22 protein-coding genes are annotated in these 16714 nt (G+C 38.3%); 5 read left to right on the top strand and 17 right to left on the bottom strand.

Translation table 11 applies throughout. The features are described from left to right. The first annotated feature begins 253 nt into the window (after positions 1–253). Both FBQ94_RS05335 and FBQ94_RS05330 read left to right on the top strand, forming a co-directional pair. Positions 254–2029 carry a hypothetical protein gene (locus FBQ94_RS05335; protein ID WP_007220936.1) on the top strand — a complete coding sequence of 592 codons (1776 nt, stop codon included), beginning with the start codon at positions 254–256 and terminating at the stop codon, positions 2027–2029. Then, complete coding sequence (locus FBQ94_RS05330) at positions 2029–3708, top strand: hypothetical protein (protein ID WP_007220937.1); 1680 nt, start codon at positions 2029–2031, stop codon at positions 3706–3708. Before FBQ94_RS05335 ends, FBQ94_RS05330 begins: the two co-directional genes overlap by 1 nt. A gap of 533 nt (positions 3709–4241) precedes the next feature. Here FBQ94_RS05330 and FBQ94_RS05325 read toward each other — a convergent pair. From FBQ94_RS05325 to FBQ94_RS05270, 12 genes are all read right to left on the bottom strand, one after another. Then, on the bottom strand, positions 4242–4754 hold the full coding sequence (locus tag FBQ94_RS05325) for a PIN domain-containing protein (RefSeq protein ID WP_007220938.1): 513 nt from the start codon (positions 4752–4754) through the stop codon (positions 4242–4244). After that, positions 4736–4984, bottom strand: coding sequence for a hypothetical protein (locus FBQ94_RS05320; protein ID WP_007220939.1), 249 nt, complete (start codon positions 4982–4984; stop codon positions 4736–4738). Before FBQ94_RS05320 ends, FBQ94_RS05325 begins: the two co-directional genes overlap by 19 nt. Before the next feature lie 172 nt (positions 4985–5156). Next, the gene (locus FBQ94_RS05315) at positions 5157–5354 is read right to left on the bottom strand and encodes a hypothetical protein (RefSeq protein ID WP_285442031.1); all 198 of its coding nucleotides are present in this window, start codon (positions 5352–5354) and stop codon (positions 5157–5159) included. 8 nt (positions 5355–5362) lie between these two features. Continuing rightward, complete coding sequence (locus FBQ94_RS05310) at positions 5363–5647, bottom strand: DUF669 domain-containing protein (RefSeq protein WP_007220941.1); 285 nt, start codon at positions 5645–5647, stop codon at positions 5363–5365. A 110-nt stretch (positions 5648–5757) separates the two neighbouring features. Then, positions 5758–6798: an ATP-binding protein gene (locus FBQ94_RS05305; protein WP_007220942.1), complete on the bottom strand. Its 1041-nt coding sequence runs from the start codon at positions 6796–6798 to the stop codon at positions 5758–5760. A 4-nt stretch (positions 6799–6802) separates the two neighbouring features. Further along, on the bottom strand, positions 6803–7030 hold the full coding sequence (locus tag FBQ94_RS05300; RefSeq protein WP_285442030.1) for a hypothetical protein: 228 nt from the start codon (positions 7028–7030) through the stop codon (positions 6803–6805). Continuing rightward, on the bottom strand, positions 7017–8081 hold the full coding sequence (locus FBQ94_RS05295; RefSeq protein ID WP_007220944.1) for a DUF932 domain-containing protein: 1065 nt from the start codon (positions 8079–8081) through the stop codon (positions 7017–7019). Before FBQ94_RS05295 ends, FBQ94_RS05300 begins: the two co-directional genes overlap by 14 nt. Positions 8082–8149: 68 nt before the next feature. Then, positions 8150–8296, bottom strand: coding sequence for a hypothetical protein (locus tag FBQ94_RS05290; protein ID WP_285442029.1), 147 nt, complete (start codon positions 8294–8296; stop codon positions 8150–8152). A 14-nt stretch (positions 8297–8310) separates the two neighbouring features. Next, positions 8311–8550 (bottom strand): hypothetical protein, encoded by a 240-nt coding sequence (locus FBQ94_RS05285; RefSeq protein WP_007220945.1) that lies wholly within the window; start codon positions 8548–8550, stop codon positions 8311–8313. A 123-nt stretch (positions 8551–8673) separates the two neighbouring features. Next, entirely contained in the window at positions 8674–9990 is a 1317-nt protein-coding gene (locus FBQ94_RS05280; protein WP_007220946.1) for a beta clamp domain-containing protein, read from the bottom strand. Positions 9991–10119: 129 nt separating this feature from the next. Further along, the gene (locus tag FBQ94_RS05275) at positions 10120–10380 is read right to left on the bottom strand and encodes a hypothetical protein (RefSeq protein WP_007220947.1); all 261 of its coding nucleotides are present in this window, start codon (positions 10378–10380) and stop codon (positions 10120–10122) included. A gap of 5 nt (positions 10381–10385) precedes the next feature. Next, positions 10386–10715: a hypothetical protein gene (locus FBQ94_RS05270; protein WP_285442028.1), complete on the bottom strand. Its 330-nt coding sequence runs from the start codon at positions 10713–10715 to the stop codon at positions 10386–10388. A gap of 47 nt (positions 10716–10762) precedes the next feature. On the opposite strand from FBQ94_RS05270, the gene FBQ94_RS05265 reads away from it, so the two are divergent. Beyond that, on the top strand, positions 10763–11092 hold the full coding sequence (locus tag FBQ94_RS05265) for a hypothetical protein (RefSeq protein WP_007220949.1): 330 nt from the start codon (positions 10763–10765) through the stop codon (positions 11090–11092). A 165-nt stretch (positions 11093–11257) separates the two neighbouring features. Here the strand turns inward: FBQ94_RS05265 and FBQ94_RS05260 are convergent, their stop codons facing one another. Beyond that, positions 11258–11497 (bottom strand): hypothetical protein, encoded by a 240-nt coding sequence (locus FBQ94_RS05260; protein ID WP_007220950.1) that lies wholly within the window; start codon positions 11495–11497, stop codon positions 11258–11260. 167 nt (positions 11498–11664) lie between these two features. On the opposite strand from FBQ94_RS05260, the gene FBQ94_RS05255 reads away from it, so the two are divergent. Beyond that, entirely contained in the window at positions 11665–12108 is a 444-nt protein-coding gene (locus FBQ94_RS05255) for a hypothetical protein (protein ID WP_007220951.1), read from the top strand. Between the two features lie 34 nt (positions 12109–12142). Beyond that, positions 12143–12409 (top strand): PIN domain-containing protein, encoded by a 267-nt coding sequence (locus tag FBQ94_RS05250; RefSeq protein WP_285442027.1) that lies wholly within the window; start codon positions 12143–12145, stop codon positions 12407–12409. Here FBQ94_RS05250 and FBQ94_RS05245 read toward each other — a convergent pair. From FBQ94_RS05245 to lexA, 4 genes are all read right to left on the bottom strand, one after another. Then, positions 12399–12752: a DUF4277 domain-containing protein gene (locus FBQ94_RS05245; RefSeq protein ID WP_007220953.1), complete on the bottom strand. Its 354-nt coding sequence runs from the start codon at positions 12750–12752 to the stop codon at positions 12399–12401. The genes FBQ94_RS05250 and FBQ94_RS05245 overlap by 11 nt on opposite strands. Before the next feature lie 1787 nt (positions 12753–14539). Continuing rightward, on the bottom strand, positions 14540–15601 hold the full coding sequence (locus tag FBQ94_RS05240) for a DNA polymerase Y family protein (protein WP_285442033.1): 1062 nt from the start codon (positions 15599–15601) through the stop codon (positions 14540–14542). A 70-nt stretch (positions 15602–15671) separates the two neighbouring features. Beyond that, entirely contained in the window at positions 15672–15926 is a 255-nt protein-coding gene (locus FBQ94_RS05235; RefSeq protein ID WP_007220955.1) for a hypothetical protein, read from the bottom strand. A gap of 14 nt (positions 15927–15940) precedes the next feature. Then, positions 15941–16588, bottom strand: a complete 648-nt coding sequence (gene lexA, locus FBQ94_RS05230; protein WP_007220956.1) for a transcriptional repressor LexA — start codon at positions 16586–16588, stop codon at positions 15941–15943. Positions 16589–16714 lie beyond the last annotated feature (126 nt).

Below are 16714 nucleotides of genomic sequence, written 5' to 3'. Positions count from 1 at the left end.
CTTTAAGCACAATCCTATAAGCACATCATCTTACTAAAAGTGAATTTCAAAAGGCAAAATTATTACCCACTCTTGTAAAATTTTACAAAGAGGTTCAAAAAGTGTATAATGATAGCCAGATAACATCATAGAATACCCTTGTAAAACATTATGAAATAAATTTAACCGATAATCTCTATTTTAAAGCTATACTCCTATATTAGCGCTATTAACCTGTACATTTATCCAATTCTCTAATAAAAGGATTCATAGATTGTCATCAACTAAAATTGAAGCCATAAGAATTGTAAACGAAGTTCTTTTGCCAAATATCAATAATCCAAGTAAAATCATTAATGAAATCGTTAGTATTTGGGAATATGAAAACATTGAAAAAATTGAGACTTATTCTGAATGTATTCAAATATTGAATAATAAGCATCATATAAATTTTTTAAAACTTGCCATTGATACAATAAAAAATGGTACCAATACATGGGATATCGTACTTATTATAAAAGATACGATTTCTGATCTTGTTATAGATATAGACTCTTTACTCGAACTTCTCATAATTCTCTATAAGGAAATGAAAGGAGACCTTGCATCGGGTATCTTACATGAGCCGATTGGCAAATTAGTATCATTACAACCTGACATTGGTAGATCATTATTGGAAAAAATGATTCTTCATAATGAGGAGGCTTATACTGATTATATATCAGTAATTCTTGTAACGCTTTCAACTCAAGATTTTGAAAAAGCACATCGATATGCTCTCGATTTAGCGGAGAATCCCTCAAAATTTATCTCTTATGCAGCTATTAATGCATTAGGCCTGTTTTCTTATGAATTGCCACAGCATAAAGAATTTCTTAATCAAACACTTGAGAAGTTCAAATCACTATTGTCTAAAGAAGATATCAATCTTCAAGCTTCAGTTGTTCATAGCTTAGGTCGTTTAATTCCACTAAAAACAGAGATTAAAGATATTATTGTCAAATTAGCGGATATTCAAGAACAGGAAGTTCAATATCAAATTTCAGTTACTTTATTTAGATGGAAGAAAGATTCGTTTCGTGAAGTTTGGTTTAAAGAAAGCCTTCTTAAATTAGCCCAAATTAGCTATCAGCAGAAAATAGTCATTGATAAATTAGATTTAATTTTAGCAGATATTCTAAAATTAGAAATTGACTCCAAGTTAGTTGAACAATTCTTATACAATTGGATTAAGAATCAACCTATAGAAATTTTAAGAAATAATAATATTGCAGATTATTTTGACTCTACTTTGCGAGTCATTGTCAAAAACAAGGATGTAATAGAATATTATATAACCATGTGGTTTAATGATGATGATTATAAATTCCATTTTGTTTCGGCAAGTATAGTTCGATACCTCAAAATCTGTGAAATAAATTGTATTAAATTAAGTAAGACCTTAATTGATCAATTTGATAACGAAGATATATTATTTATAATTCGTAAGATATTAGGCCATGTCTTTGATTCTTCATTACTATGTCATTTAACCTTTTCTGTACTTCAACGATCAAATAAAGATGAAGGATTAAAACAGATTGTTGTTAATGCATTCATCTCTCACATAAGTCGTGATTATCCAAAAAGAGTTATTGATTTTTTAGAATTACAGGAAATTTCTTTAATTGAGGACAGTTTCATAAAGAATACTATTACAATTATCCTGGATTATACTAAGAAGTATCTTTCGGCGTTAAATGAATTGCCACGACTAAAAGAGTTTAAGTCAACAAATGCACAACGATATCAAATTGAACTCGAACAGCAAAAAAACATAATGTCTACATTTGAAAAAGCTCAAGAGAATTCTATTTTTTTCTCAATTACCGAACGGATTACCATTAAGTACGGTCATTCGTGGTTTCATTGGTGTGATAATAAATTTAGTGAAAGGAATTACTTAAACTCTATTTCAACTTCAGTAGAAGTACCGAGAACTGAATTAATTTCACCAGTATCATCTGCCATAAAGAGATTCAAGTGCCAGTTAGCTAAGCGAGGTGTATAATGAAATTAATTATCCGCGAATATCTTGAAATGCTAAAAGAATCTAAAGGACTTGATGCTTTAATACCAGATTTGCTTTTAGCAATGGATATACAACCTCTTAGTAAAGCACAAATTGGTGTTCGGCAATACGGTGTTGATATCAAAGCCGTTGGAAAAGACGAGGATGGAATAAAAAAGGTTTTTTTAATAATAGTAAAGCAAGGGAACATAGGACGATCAGATTGGGATAACAATGAACAATCTATTAGACCTACTTTGAATGAGATAAAAGATATCTACCTAGTAAGTCATATTGAAAAAGAATATGAGGATTTAACTAAAAAAATTATACTTTGCACTAATGGTAATTTAAAACAGGAAGTTGAATTAAACTGGAAAGGATATAAAGAACGGAGCAGTATTCCCAATAAATTAGAGTATGATTTTTGGAACGGGGATAAACTATCTATACTTATAGAAAAGTACTTTTTTGATGAATTTTTGTTTCCTAACGAGATACGAGTAAATATTCGTAAATCAATAGCTCTTCTTGGTGAAGAGGACTATAACCCAAAATATTTCTATAATTTATTAGATCGTATATTATTTAATTCAGATTTTTCTGAAGAGAAAACACACTCAATTCAGAAAAAGAGAAACAAGGCATTCCGATTAATTAATTTATGTTTACATGTTCTTTTTTATTGGGCAAAAGATTCCGATAATTTAAAACCTGCACTTTTTGTCTCAGAAAGGACAATTTTACTTTGTTGGGAACATCTTCGAAAATTTAATTTAACACAAGATGAAAAGTATTTAGATTATTATTTCAAAATTTATAAAACGTTTTTAAAAATTGCTAATGAATACTTTTTAAAGATTCAAGCCAACTGCCATACTCTTGATGGGTTATCAGGGTATGGAACTCATTTCATTGAAGAAAGCTTATTAATTTTTGAACAAATTGGAATTCTTAGCATCATTGGAATTGTATCTTTACAGATTTCAATCCATGAACAAGATGAAAGCTTGAAAAGTTATATTAATACAATTGTTAGTTCGTTAATAGCTTTAATCAAAAATAATCAAGCATCAAATAGTCCCTGCTATGATTCTCATTCAATAGATATCTGTCTTGCTATTTACTTGTTATCTTTAGCAGGTCATAAGCAATTTATAGAAAATTGGATAAAAGATATTATCTCTCATATCGCTTCTAGCTATCATTACGTGGGGAAGTATTTTCCTGTTTCAACAGATTCATTTGATGATTTAGTTTCATTAAATATTAGCAATAAGATTAATAAAGAAAAATTAATGGGCTTATCGACTCTTTTGCCTATATTAGCACAATGGTGTGTTTGTTTAGATTTAAAAGAAGCTTACAATTATATTAAAAGAACTATTAAAGATGCCTTTTTATTCGTTAATTTACAGCTTTGGTATCCAGATGAAGAGACAGATAACTATCTATATAAAACTAATGCTGCTTATCAGAGTGGATCAACTGAAGTACGTATTGAATTGCCTGATTCGTTAGAAGAATTAAAGAACAAATTTCAGAAAGTTCAAGTTAACACTATTGAGCCCAATAAAATATCATCTCTGAGATCTGGTATTCCAGCATTGGATCTAATTGCTAGCCGACATTTTAGAACACCTGTAATGCCCTTTTATTGGCAAAGATTGCCAGAATAGTAGGGGTAAATCTCCTAGGCTGTCCGAGAATTGTTTTGGGGATCAGAAGCTATACTGTATGTTGATCAACTATTACAATTTGAACAAAATACAGTATATATCAAAGGCAATTGTGAAGTCTGGCACTTTCCTAAATTTAAGAAATTCAAAACAATCTAATGCTCTGTTTGGAAAAGCCAATTTTTGTGCGATTTCTGCTACAGCAAACTATTAAGAACTATACGCTTTCAAGTTTGAAATTTGGCATTTCGATACTTACATTTTTTGCTATAAGTATTTCGCCACTTTTAAAGATCACTCCAATATCACATGTTTTAGAAACAGTCTCGCTAATCTTTGAAATCTCATCCATCAGAAAGAGTATAACTCTTATGTTATGAGATAGGTTTTGTTTAATATCAGGAAGCTCTTTTAATATTCGGAAATTATTATTTAAATAGATACAATGGTTTGGACATTTTTTTATTGAAAAAATGTCCAAACCATTGTTTTTACAGAGTAACGATTAACGAAGATTCGTTAATTGCAGAAAGTCAACTCTCTATCTTTTTGTGTAATTGTTCAATGACAAGTTCCACAATTGCCCGAGTAACAAAAAGACTGCTTATATCATAGAGGTCGCTTATATACCGTTCAGCTTTCGCTAATGAGATTTTACCGTTTTTGTATGCTTTGATTACAATGCCAAGCGAACCTATCGGCGTTATTTGAAGAGATTTGGCTGCCTCGCGAACAGCAAGATCGTCAGTCAATAAAATTGGCAGATTTATTTGTCTACAGAGATACAGACATTCTATCTCTCCGGAATGTAATTTCTCTAATTTTTCTTTATGTGTAAATTCGGAAATTTGCAATTCTGGTAAATTGTGGTTGGTAATGTGTATCTCTTTTGATATGTTTTTACTGTGTTCACCAATTTCCAGCCATACGACATGCGGAACGTGTACGGCATCAAATATGTGTAGGATTGCAATACCGCCGATTTCGCTCAGGTGGATAAGCGGACCTGCATCAGCCACAGCAGCCTTTATTTCTTCATCGCCCACGCTAAGTCCTCCATCACGGCATCACGCTGTTTTTCAGCCAATTCTACCCAGTCAATCCCTACCGCTTCTATAGCTTCACCACGAGAAATTTCTCCCCGTAAATAACGACCAAGAATAAGTTCACGCGTTAATTGGCGTAGTCCAGCCTGTAATGCCAGCGCCATTACTTCTGTTTCTGACTTATGTGTTTCACGTACCAGTGTTTCTAAATTTGTCATAATATTTTCCATAATTCTAAACTCCCGCTTTAAGATTGTTCGGTTGCTTACTTCATCTAACTTGCTACTCTGCTTTATTATAAGTGCCTCTGAATCGTTTGTCTATTTTATCTTATCAAAACACAGATTCTGAACACTCCAACGAAAGCTGTTGAACATGGCTTATTGGTTTATTTTGCCTTCCTCAAAAGGGTATGTCTTCACTATTGATATCGTCTTCAAATTCACGTTCTGTGCTAAGGCTTGTAGGGACATGGAATACCATATCTTTACTTGATTGCTGTGAGGTTATTTTCAGGGCTTTTTCTACTACTGTTAGAACGTAGTGTACGGCATGCTGTGTGTCACCATTCCATTCCTGGTATCTTACTTTGTTTGTCAATTCTTTTTTCAACCAATTTTCAGGAAATTGGCGATGCGGTCTAGCATAAATGCTGCTTTATCAGGTTCATCATGATCTAATGGGAAAACGATGTTGTGGAATATCAGGTTATTGGGATGTTTTGGGAATTTCCCTTTTTCTATTTTGCTCAGGATTCTATAGGTAGAGGTAATCATTCTTGCGCCTCTTTGTGTCTTTCTTTCATCGATGTTTTCTGTCTGTATTTCATAATAGCCTGGTTCAATAAGATTATAGGTTGATGGTTCTTTCCTTGGGAAATTGTAATTATACATATTTTTTCCTCCCTCTAAGTTTGGCATGGACAAACAAGCCTGACATGGTAATCAGCTAAAGTTTGTCCATGCCACCCATTAAAGGTTCTTTTTAATAAAATTCATACATATTACATCATAGCAAAGAGTTCTTTCTCTTTTAATCTGTTATAGAGTTCTATCTGCTTTGCTCTATCATACAGCTTATCGAGAGGTTCATATTGCTTACATATTTCGTTGAACGTGTCTGGATCCACCCGCCCTTTCATCTTCTCTATACATTTCAAAAACTCTGTATTATCGCCAAAAGCCTTTTGTTTGAGCTTTTTCTCGTCCAGCTTTTCCTTATTCCTTGGCAAATACAAATCTCTAAGTTTATGCGCCTCTTTCTGCTCATTTATAGGCGTCTGTGTTTGATTTAAATTAAGGACAGGCTTATCGTTGTTTGAAGTAAGCCAGGTATATATCATCTCCCCGGTCTCACGGGTTATCTTGAAATACTTACCGTCAAAGAGTGATGTCCGGTCCTTCGTCGCTGTTGCGGTATGTTCCTGACTCAAATCAAAAAAGATCATAAACTCGTATTCAAGCCCGTCACGGAAAACGGGCTGCATGCCTATCTTTCTAATAATCGTTTTCCCCGAAGTATCCTTATCAATTGCATACTCCATCTTTGACCGTGCTGTTGCTATGATATGACATTTCGATTGCAGCATTGCCTCAATAAGGGCAGTATGCAGTGGGGTAACCTGTCGCCATGCTGTGTAAGAGTTGTCCTTACCTCCGCTAGCTACTTTTGCATGGAAATCCAACAACCCACCCTCTCCAGCCCATGCATGGCTCAAAGAATCAATAATAATGGTGTTATAGCCCTGATTCTCTGCTTCTTTGATTGCGTTGATGTATTTTGTACAATCAAACGGCGGTTGTAACTCAAGAATATCATAGTCAAGCATATCTGAATACAATGCGCCAGAGCCATGTTCTGTATCTATCATGGCTATCCTGTTACCTAATCCTGATGCAACACGTAATGCCGAATAGGTCTTGCCACTACCGGCTGGTCCACAAAGACATATCCGTGCCTTACTGAGTGATTTTTGTGCTCTTTTAAACATGCTTTCATCTCCTTTCTTCCTATTCTCTTTAGCTTTTTTTATCCAGCCATCCATTCCTTTACTCCTTTTCCCGTTTATTTAGTGTAGAGATATATAACTCAACTGCTTCGGCAACCATTTTGGTAATGGGTTTCCGTATCTCTACCTTTAATTTGTAAAGCACTTCCATGTTTTCCCTTGAGATTCTATTTCCAACCCATGCGTATTTAGGGTATCCCATACTCATCCTTTCTCCTACCCGCATCATAAAGACACGGGTGGGAATCATGAATTCATACACTATCAAGTAACCTTCCTGCCTGTCGTTCCAGATCAACCCTCTGGTCAATATGTGTCTTATCACGTGCCATTGCCGATAAACCCTGTACGATATTCCAAAGGCTTGTTCCGTTACCTTCTTCCTTTACGGCATAGTCAAATGCCTTTTCTGATACTGCCTTTGTAAAGCCGTTTTTCTGTAACCAATCAATCGTACCTTCCTTATCCCTTGCAGGACGATACTCCATGGCCTTCTTCATGGTTTGAGTTTCAACGTTTGCTGAAGACTCAATGTATCTACTGAGTGCAGGAATAATTTCAGAGAAAGCCCTTGCTGGTGCATTGAGGGAATGTTTTATTCTGATCTCTTTCACTTCATGAGCACCCCACACAATATGGTTTCCACACACATACCGATAGAGAAACGTGGTAAGTCCAAAACTTGACTTGCCAACTTCACTATTCCAAATGAAAAATCCCCGTGAGAGTACTTCCTTTCCTACTTCGATGTGATGGTCTTCATCGATAAGAAACAGAAATATATCCCGGTCTGAAGCATACAACCCAGCATTTTCCATTTCCCTACCGTCTGAGTCCTTTCTTTTATAAGCGGGTGGATTATGCCAACTGGGATTCCTTTCACAGAGGCCTTCAACGGCTCTGACGACATCAATATCCCAAATTCTCCCATAGGATTCAGAGGTAAATGCCCTGACCTCTGTACTTCCATTTACGGTAAGTAAGAGTTTGGCTCTTTGCCGTGTCCCTGGTAATGCATAATTCAGGTTTTGAGCAACGAGATCCCCTGGCAGGGTTCTTAGATATGAGGCAGGGGCACCGGCAAGTTGACAGAGTTGGTTAAATGACCAGTGGGTTACATCAAGATGCTGATGATCATAGGCGAGGGTTATAGCATCCTTGCCTGGTGATATGCTCAGTTTCTGTACCTCTACTACACCCTCATAAGAAATGCTTCTTCGATTCATAACTGCATTCTTCAAATCTTCTACGGTAGTAAATCGTTCATCGGCAGGTCTATTTCTCCACTGATGAGAAGCGGTGAGTAAATTCGTGACCATAGTTCTCCTTTCCTCTCTTCATTAATTTTCGAATAGTTTGTATTACTCATACGACAATCATAAAAGTATTACACTTTTTCTGGTTTAATATCCTCTATTTCATAAATAGGATATAGTCTCTGCTGGATATTCTTAAATTCCTGTTCCAACTGGTGTAATTTCGTGCGTAAGGTAGTAATCTGATGTTGCACGTAGTTGAATTCCTCGTCATTCACAGTAATTCTCCTGGTTAATTGAAGGTCGTAACAAAATTGGATGGTGGTGGAATGGTCATACACATCATTTCAAAGGTATCAATCCCTTCCTGATAGCCAAGTTGCCGTAAGGTAGCACACATCAAGGATGCACCTTCAAAGATTGCCCGGTCAATATCATTCCGGTTTGATCTTGGATCTTTACAACATACGAAAAGCTCATGTATACCCTGTTGAAAGACCTCCGGGGTTATGTGCTCTTTCTGATGAGTCATATATCGTTCCTTTCATTCGTGTTCAGAAACAAAAAAGGCGACCTGAAAAGGGTCGCCTTCTATTAACTATAGGAAATTGATTCCTACGTAAGATTATCTACCAGACTACTTTCCCTCTCTGTTTTATCGTAATTCAACGGGCATAATCACAGCCGAGTATCCCGATGTGCCCTTGATAACCCATGCATCACCTGGCTTATCTGGCAATTGTATTGTAACTGACTCATCAGGGATATTCTCTAACATATCGATAAGATACCATGGATTTACAGCCCCTGTGTAAGCAGGTCCCTGATACTTGCCTTTTACAATCCCCTCGTATGCAGACCGATCAGTGGCTCTGGCAGAAAGAGTCAGTTGACCGGTATCGAACGTACCCGTTACACAAGGGTAACTATCAGAAACAGAGAGTTTTGCCTTGTGCAGGTTTACCAGGAAATCTTTTGTATCAACGAGAAACTCACTTGCAAAGACCTTCGGGATTACATCCTGATAGTGCGGGAACAGGGCATCTACAGCTTGATATCGTACCGTACAACTCATACACCCCGGCACGTTCAGTTCGAATATGGCATTCGTTGGTTTCTCTCGTTCCGTATCTCCCTTGTTTACCTCCTCTGTTTGTGTGCTGTTTGCAAGGATCACCTTACCCGTCAGATATTTTGCAACCTGAGCAATTTTGGAAGGGATTATAATATCTTTGCCATTGGGATCAGGATTGGTATTGCTGACCGGTACCATGTGGAGACGATTCCCATCTGCACCAATAATATTCCCTTGCTTGAAATCGAAATAGATACCGCAAAGGGAGGATCTAGTCTTGTTATTGGATGTTGCCTTTTGTACGAAAGCAAGCTTATTCCCGATATCGCTTATGATGTAATTCTGCTGGGTATTTCCAGGTGGTGGTATTTCGGGGAAGTGTTCGATCTTCTCTCCTGTTACAACGAACGATCCTATATGGACTTGAGGTACATCTCCTCCTGCAATCCTTATGTTTGTGGTTTCTTCTTTTGATTGTATAATCCTTGCCAAGTCGTTAGCATAGACACATATCCCATCAGTACCCTCAGTAGTAATGGTGTAGTTCTTTCCAAGCTCTAAATAACCAATACAATGTACTTCCAGATCGGTAGCATCAATGCGAAGTTTATTGCCAATAACTTTGAATCGGATTGTTTCGAGAATAGTCCTCCGATTACCTTTCGATACACACTTCGATGCAATGGCAATGATGCTCTTCAGTGGCTGTGTTGAGTTAATTTTTGGCTTAGCGATACCACTCCCTTTCCCAGCGTGTTTTAACCCAATGACTATAGGAAATCTCTTTACTATCTGTGCATGTTTGGTAGTGACAAGTTCCCTGGCAACAGGGATAGGAATCTTCCCCAGGTTACGCTTGTTACTAACCAGAGTAACTTTCTTTGTAAATAAACCCATTTTTAATCCTCCATAATTCTCAACTGATTACTTCATATCCTGATATAACGATAGCTTTTTCACAATGAAAGGAGGGCATCATGAGAACCGTGGTTCTTCATCCCCTGTGCCTGGTTAATTTTCCCGGTGCTACTTAAACTTCTTTTCGTAGTATGCTTCTACGTGTTCTCGTGTGAATCCTTTCAAGTGGGGAAGTTTCTTCGCAACATCATGGTCAATCTCCGTATAGAGTTTGACCAGGAGCATATCTGCACCCAACAGGCATCGGGAATCTAGAGAAGACCCTCCCAGGGGATAGCCTCCAAAGAATCCCACATGCTTATGAACGATAAGCCATTTCTCTATAAGATCCTTTTCTGTTTCAATTCCTGGTTTTGTCTGGTAGTTCATGGAGATTATTCCTCTTTTTTCTTTCTCTTACCTAGCCAGTTTACGAGCAAACCGATACCGTTTACCAGCAAGGTTGCACTTGATAACAGGCATGATACATGTATCGGATATACATTTTTTGCTTCTAAGGAGATATAACAACCCATGATGGGACTACCGCAGAAGATACAGGTATCGATTTCTTGGAATAGTTGAGCACGGTGTGGGTCTTGATACAATTCATCTTCAGATGAATCAAAGGTATGCTCATATGGTCCTGTATATTCGTGATCCGGAAACCGTGGATCCTGCATGGTTGAGTTTCCCCTTGTCGTCTTGATCTTTAGCTTAAACACAGGTATCTCCTCTCGCTTTAAACAAGGTGTATGATAAGTTCTTTGCTGTGGCATTGGACGGTGTTGATCTTCTTAAGGTGCTGAAGGCTTACGATGCTCTTAGTTCCTGGAATTTGAGTAATACAGCAAGAGATTATGTTGTCTCCTCTGTATTCAAGAAATGGGAATTGCTTGTTTACAAAAGGGAGTGTGAATCGATAGTAAAAGGGTTGTATCTTGAGGAGATGTGCCAGGATATAGAAATCATGGTCCGTGTGATAATGGCTGCTATAAGCAAATTCAGCAGAGATGTGGTGAGAATCAAATACGATATGACCCTTATGGATGGCTATTTTCCCATGGTTTCCCATGTGTTGATTGATATAATCCTCAGATAGGGTAATTTGCTTAGTGGTATCGATGGTATTGAGTATTTCTCGGTACATGGATTGTCCTCATATTAAAGCGGTTACGTGAGTAAAATAGTGATTGATACAATAAAAAACCCTCACACCGCATTATTTCATACGATATGAGGGTTTAAGAACTGAGCTATCAATGAATCAGGCTTGTGCTGCTTTTTGAACCAGGGTTACCTGTGGTTGTGCCTGTTGCGGTCCTGGTACGTGTTTTCCCTGTTCTTGCACTATCTTCTGTACTCCAAGCTGTACTGATGCCTCTATCTTTTTGTTATCAACGAAAAACTTCCTTCCAAACCAGCCGATAGCAAGGCATCCTACAGAAGCTCCGGCAAGGATGAGTAATCCTGTTAAACCAGTGTCTTCAACGGTGAATTCATCCATACGTTTTTCTCCTTCCTTCATGAAAAAATGTAAGAAATAAGTTTCCATCACCAAATATTATTACAGGAAATGAATAGATGTAACGATAGGGTATAAGGGAAATTGGCTTCGTTTTGACCGAAGAGGGTTCACCAGATATATTTAAGAGAAAAATGGAGTGAAAAAACATGGCAACAGAAAGACAGATTCTGGCAAATCGGGAAAATGCAAAGAAATCTACGGGACCGTCTAATATATCGATAACAAAGTTTAATGCTATGAGACACGGCATGACATCGAAGCAACCCGTTATGTTGCCCCATGAAAATAGGGAAGAATTTGATGCTCTCTTCCAAAGTATCAGAAGCAAGTTTCATCCACACCATGAGTTTGATGATGAATTCGCTCTGCAAATTTCTCTTGTCTTATGGCGGTTGATACGCGGATGGTTAGCTGAACAGATACTTATAAATGAGTTTACCGACCTGGAAGGTATTCGATGGGATGATTTGTTACAGAGTGGATATTTATTGAGAATTCAGAAATATGAATTGCGATTAACGAATCAATTGTATCGGTTGCTTAAAAATTTTAAGAGATTATCTGCAACTGCCCCAATGCTCGCAGAATAACCAAATATTGTGCTTGTTTAAGGAACCAAAGGTTATGCAAGATCACGAGAGAACCGATTTGCATTTCTATTGCTTTATATTGATACACTGCTATTATAATTATGAAAGACAACTCATGTTGCAGTTATACTTGCTTATCGATTTTTCAAAAATTGGTCATTTATTTTTGTTAAAGGACCTCTTCAGCGACGTAATTATAGCGAACGAGGTTGAAGGGGAATTGATAGCGGGTGAAGAAATGATAACAGGAGAGTTGGATATCAAAGATGCTATTAATGGTTGGTTAAATGTTAAAGCATAAGCTTTGAATACAACATCCCCAAGCCAGCTTCCCCCATCTGATCCAGTGCTGCCCTTAAGCGGTTATCATGGAATGATTCAGGCTTGATCGGTTTCTGGAAGATAATCTCGGTATCATAGTCTCCCAATACTTCAGAGACTTTATACAGAGCATGTTGACCCGTAAGGATTGACAAGACCATTGCCTGGAGACATTCTCCCGCACTTACACAATTGAGTTTATGAGAGGGAACCAGTTCATCAATAATCTGGTCAATTTCCAGGTATCGCATACAGGCAGATACCAAAGGAAGATGATCGAGTCTCTTGGTAGTAAGAATTTCAAAAGAATCACTCCCCGGCATACCTTTTCCCTTCTTTTCTGAAGGTTTTTACCGGGTAGATTACTCTATCTTCCCAAAAAATCAATCAAAACTTACCTTTTACTCATGAAAACCTCTTGAATGTCAGGTATAAGATTGCCTTTCCTGATTTCCTCAAAGAGGTACGAATTGAATTCTTACTCTTGTTTTTTTCTTCTGACTCGTGAAAGGATAGGCCAACTATTCCAGTCCAGAAATTTGAATAGCTCAAAGGGTATATGTTTTATATAACTGTGCTAAATTTGTGCTAAAAATTATCAAAACAGATAGAATTAATAGAAAAGACTGGAATAGGTAGAATGCAATAACTTGTGTTGTGACAAATAATTATGGGAAACCAAGCCAAATATCAGGTTTTTGAAAAATGTATTAAAAGGGCTCATAACCCGGAGGCCGTGGGTTCAAATCCCACCCCCGCTACCAATAATATCAAGGGGTTGCGGTTGTAGCCGTAACCCTTTTTTTATGAGGCTGTGCTAAAATTGTGCTAACTCCATTTGGCATTCTGTCTCATATCTCCACACCGCTTCGTAAACTCTCTGCATATGAAAATTCTTCAAAAATTAACTCCGTAAGTTTATAGTACTGAATCTCCTCTATTTATATAAATACTTCAGGTACTTAACAGGAGATGTTATGACTGTGACGGTCTCTCGGAAAGCAACCAGCAAAGTCACCAAGTATGGATTGTATGTATACCCCGCTGGAAACATATGGCTTCCTCATCGGAACACCAGCTCCAGCATTCATTTATGCCGCCCTGCCTGCCGGCAAGACCAGCCAGTGGTATGAACTAGCTGACCTATGCCCTTGAACAGGGGTATGAGCTTGTTAAGGAATTCGCAAAAGGCATCGGGTTGAGTCTGATAGGAATTTATCATACCGACGCTGGTGAAGGCTCGTACTTTGAGAGACCTCATATTAGCCCACCGGTAAATTATTGCCGCCTGTTTGTACTGATTACCCCGACGTTATGAGGGGAATCGATTTGGAGGGATGACTTGTACCAATGGGAGAGCGGACAGGGATGGCAAGAGTGCGATTTTAAGGTAGTCCTACCACGGACCACCGATCCGGGTCTGAATGAAAGAAGGATTCACCACCAGTGGCTCTCGGTGTGAGGACCGATTGATTACAGCAATAACTATGAAACTGAATACTACCGGCTATATGGCGCCCAACTTCGGCTTACACCTGATGCCCGTGAGCTTTGCTCGTAGGTGTCAGATGAAGCCGACTGTTGTAGACAACTGACCGCTAAAACAGTTAAGACCTTCTCTCGGTAGGTGGGCTCGCTTCGCAGAAGAGGCGAGGTCGAAGGTTGAAACCGGATTCCGAAACTTCCTCTCTTCGATCGAGGATTTCATCCTCCACTTCTGCATTCAGCAGTACCTCTGTGGGCCTATGCAACGGTACCACATTACCGACCTGTCGAAGGTGGCCATGTTGGTCGAACGTGCAAGCGTCGTGAGGACTCAACGGTATGACAGGTGGTATGGGCTGCTCGTGGAAGAGTTGGACTTCATCGCCACGTCAGGATCAGGAATCGTTGCTGTCGGCAATGCCGTCGCCCAACATCTAAAGCGATGCGCATTCCCGAGGCCTTTCACGAAAGTAATTCACTATTCGAGCCTTGCATCGCGGGCTCGCACTGCACGTATCTTTGGTTACGAGGCCAGTACAGTATTTCAAAATATCTTTTCTAACTTGTTATTCTATCACATATCTTTTTACTTAAATATTCATTTGATTAACTTTCCTGATATAACTTATTTTGTGCTAGACGAGAGGTTGTTATCATCCCTAAGTATTTTCTGTTGATTACTCTTTTGTTGAGAAAAATGAACACAGGTAACCCCATTCGGCCTCCAGGATGGAGAGATAACCCCTTTATGATGGTACCGTTCAATTAACGTACCCCAGGTAATACAGAAATCACCATACCGGTCATTGATCTCATCCATTGCACGGGTGGCAGCCTGTTTCATTTTGTCTGTACGAAAAAGCGGTATTTGTGCTATGTTCCTGATAAGATTATGAGCACTTACACCTACCAATCTGACCGGTTGCTGGAGACGTATCGCATGGAATATCTCCTGAGCAATCATATGAATATCGAGACTGTTATTGGTATAGAGTCTTGCAGTACGGCGTCTGGTAAAGGTACTGAAATCTGCATACCGTAAAGTGAGGGTAACCGTTCTCCCCAGATAACCAGCACGGCGTAAGCGTCCGCCTACCATCTCGGATAATTGAAGGATATGGCGCTCCAATACTTCTCTATCACTTTCGTTCCTATCAAGGGTCATACTATGGCCAACCGATTTTGCATCAGGCTCCTGTTCCGTCGGTATGACAGGACTTTCATCGATACCCTGAGCCATACGCTTTAACCGTTCTCCCATTACACCAAATTGATTCTTCAATACCTGTATTGAAGCTCTTCCCAGCTCACCACAGGTTTTAATTCCCAGAGCAGCTAAATGGCTTTCAACTTGTTGACCAATACCACACAGTTCTTTTACCGGCAGATGCTCCATTAATGTATGAACATCCTCTTGCCGTATGATTACAAGCCCATCCGGTTTTTTCATATCACTGCCCAGTTTTGCCAAAAGTTTATTCGGAGCTATACCGATAGAACAGGTAAGCCTGCCAAGGTTTTCCCGAATATCCATCTTGATTTTTTTCGCTATCGTCTCGACATTACCAAAGAGCGGTAGGGAACCGGTAATATCTAAAAATGCCTCATCTATCGAATAGACTTCAAAAAGAAGGCATTCATATCGATGTGCATAATAATCTTTTCGCTCATGGTAATTCCTCCTGATGGGGTTGATGGAATATCTCGTATCTGATTTTGTTATTCTGCGTTAAGCCTCAGGGTGACAAGATTGAGTACTAACCTATCATCTCTATGGAATGAAGAGTCCATACCAGGGTTTCGGTATTGTAAGAGATGGTAAAGAGATGGATGCTGTCGGTGACCGTAAAATGGTGTAAGATTGTCCTTCCCGCTCTTTCTATCCAGGTATAGGTAATTTCTTTGATACGATATTCCCGGTTACTCCAGAGAAACCAAACAGGCTTGAGTTTTCTCTTATTATCACCAAAGATAGCTCCTACCTTAATAGGTTCATTAATTTCTGTAATCATCGTTCTCTCCCGGATTATTTCTCAAGTTGTCTTATTACGGTAGTAACCTTGCCAACAATATGCACATCTGCCTGACCTTCTTTGAGAGTAATTGGCTTCATCGTTGGGTGTTCTGGTTTTAGTTGTACCGTATCCCCCTTTTTGTAAAATCTCTTTACGGTAGCCTCGCCATTAACAATGGCAACTACAATATCTCCATTGTTAGCAACAGGCTGTGGTTTAACCAAAACGAAGTCGCCTTCCTGAATATGGGCATCGATCATACTATCTCCTACTACTTTTAAAAGAAATGTATTATTACTGCGGCATATCGATGTATCTATGGAGAGATACCCTTCAATATCTTCTATGATGGGATGAGGAGTACCAGCCCTGATTCTCCCCCCAATTGGCACTGATCTGAATTCCCTATTTCTGGAAGCCATCTCAACAATTTCAATAGCCCGTGGACTGTTGAATTGTCTCCTGATATAACCTTTCCGTTCTAAGATATTGAGATACTTTCTCACGATATTGGCACTGGAGAGTTCAAGCCCCTGCATCATTTCCCGTACAGTAGGAGGATAACCCTTTTCCTGAAGATATTCTTTCAGGAAAGAGAAGAATTCTGATTGTTTTTTGGTTAGTGAAGCATTTACGCTTTTTGACTTATTGGTGTTCATATGTTCACCATTATATTTTTTATTACTTTCCTGTCAAGTTTTAAGTGATAGGTATTGAGATATGCTTGACGTAAATATTCGGAAACGTTAAGTATATCATTGGCGTCAAATCATAAGTTAAATAAA

Origin of the sequence: Candidatus Jettenia sp. AMX1 (assembly GCF_030263775.1) — a bacterium.
In the GTDB taxonomy this organism is placed as follows: domain Bacteria; phylum Planctomycetota; class Brocadiia; order Brocadiales; family Brocadiaceae; genus Jettenia; species Jettenia caeni.
The sequence above is the reverse complement of the archived record's forward strand: the minus strand, read 5'-3'. Positions and strand labels throughout refer to the sequence as shown.

Excerpts from the sequence above, each read along its gene's own strand:
- FBQ94_RS05330 (WP_007220937.1), top strand. The coding sequence starts at position 2,029 with ATGAAATTAATTATCCGCGAATATCTTGAAATGCTAAAAGAATCTAAA.
- FBQ94_RS05320 (WP_007220939.1), bottom strand. The coding sequence starts at position 4,984 with ATGGAAAATATTATGACAAATTTAGAAACACTGGTACGTGAAACACAT.
- FBQ94_RS05310 (WP_007220941.1), bottom strand. The coding sequence starts at position 5,647 with ATGTATAATTACAATTTCCCAAGGAAAGAACCATCAACCTATAATCTT.
- FBQ94_RS05305 (WP_007220942.1), bottom strand. The coding sequence starts at position 6,798 with ATGGATGGCTGGATAAAAAAAGCTAAAGAGAATAGGAAGAAAGGAGAT.
- FBQ94_RS05295 (WP_007220944.1), bottom strand. The coding sequence starts at position 8,081 with ATGGTCACGAATTTACTCACCGCTTCTCATCAGTGGAGAAATAGACCT.
- FBQ94_RS05285 (WP_007220945.1), bottom strand. The coding sequence starts at position 8,550 with ATGACTCATCAGAAAGAGCACATAACCCCGGAGGTCTTTCAACAGGGT.
- FBQ94_RS05280 (WP_007220946.1), bottom strand. The coding sequence starts at position 9,990 with ATGGGTTTATTTACAAAGAAAGTTACTCTGGTTAGTAACAAGCGTAAC.
- FBQ94_RS05275 (WP_007220947.1), bottom strand. The coding sequence starts at position 10,380 with ATGAACTACCAGACAAAACCAGGAATTGAAACAGAAAAGGATCTTATA.
- FBQ94_RS05260 (WP_007220950.1), bottom strand. The coding sequence starts at position 11,497 with ATGGATGAATTCACCGTTGAAGACACTGGTTTAACAGGATTACTCATC.
- FBQ94_RS05255 (WP_007220951.1), top strand. The coding sequence starts at position 11,665 with ATGGCAACAGAAAGACAGATTCTGGCAAATCGGGAAAATGCAAAGAAA.
- FBQ94_RS05250 (WP_285442027.1), top strand. The coding sequence starts at position 12,143 with ATGCAAGATCACGAGAGAACCGATTTGCATTTCTATTGCTTTATATTG.
- FBQ94_RS05245 (WP_007220953.1), bottom strand. The coding sequence starts at position 12,752 with ATGCCGGGGAGTGATTCTTTTGAAATTCTTACTACCAAGAGACTCGAT.
- FBQ94_RS05235 (WP_007220955.1), bottom strand. The coding sequence starts at position 15,926 with ATGATTACAGAAATTAATGAACCTATTAAGGTAGGAGCTATCTTTGGT.
- lexA (WP_007220956.1), bottom strand. The coding sequence starts at position 16,588 with ATGAACACCAATAAGTCAAAAAGCGTAAATGCTTCACTAACCAAAAAA.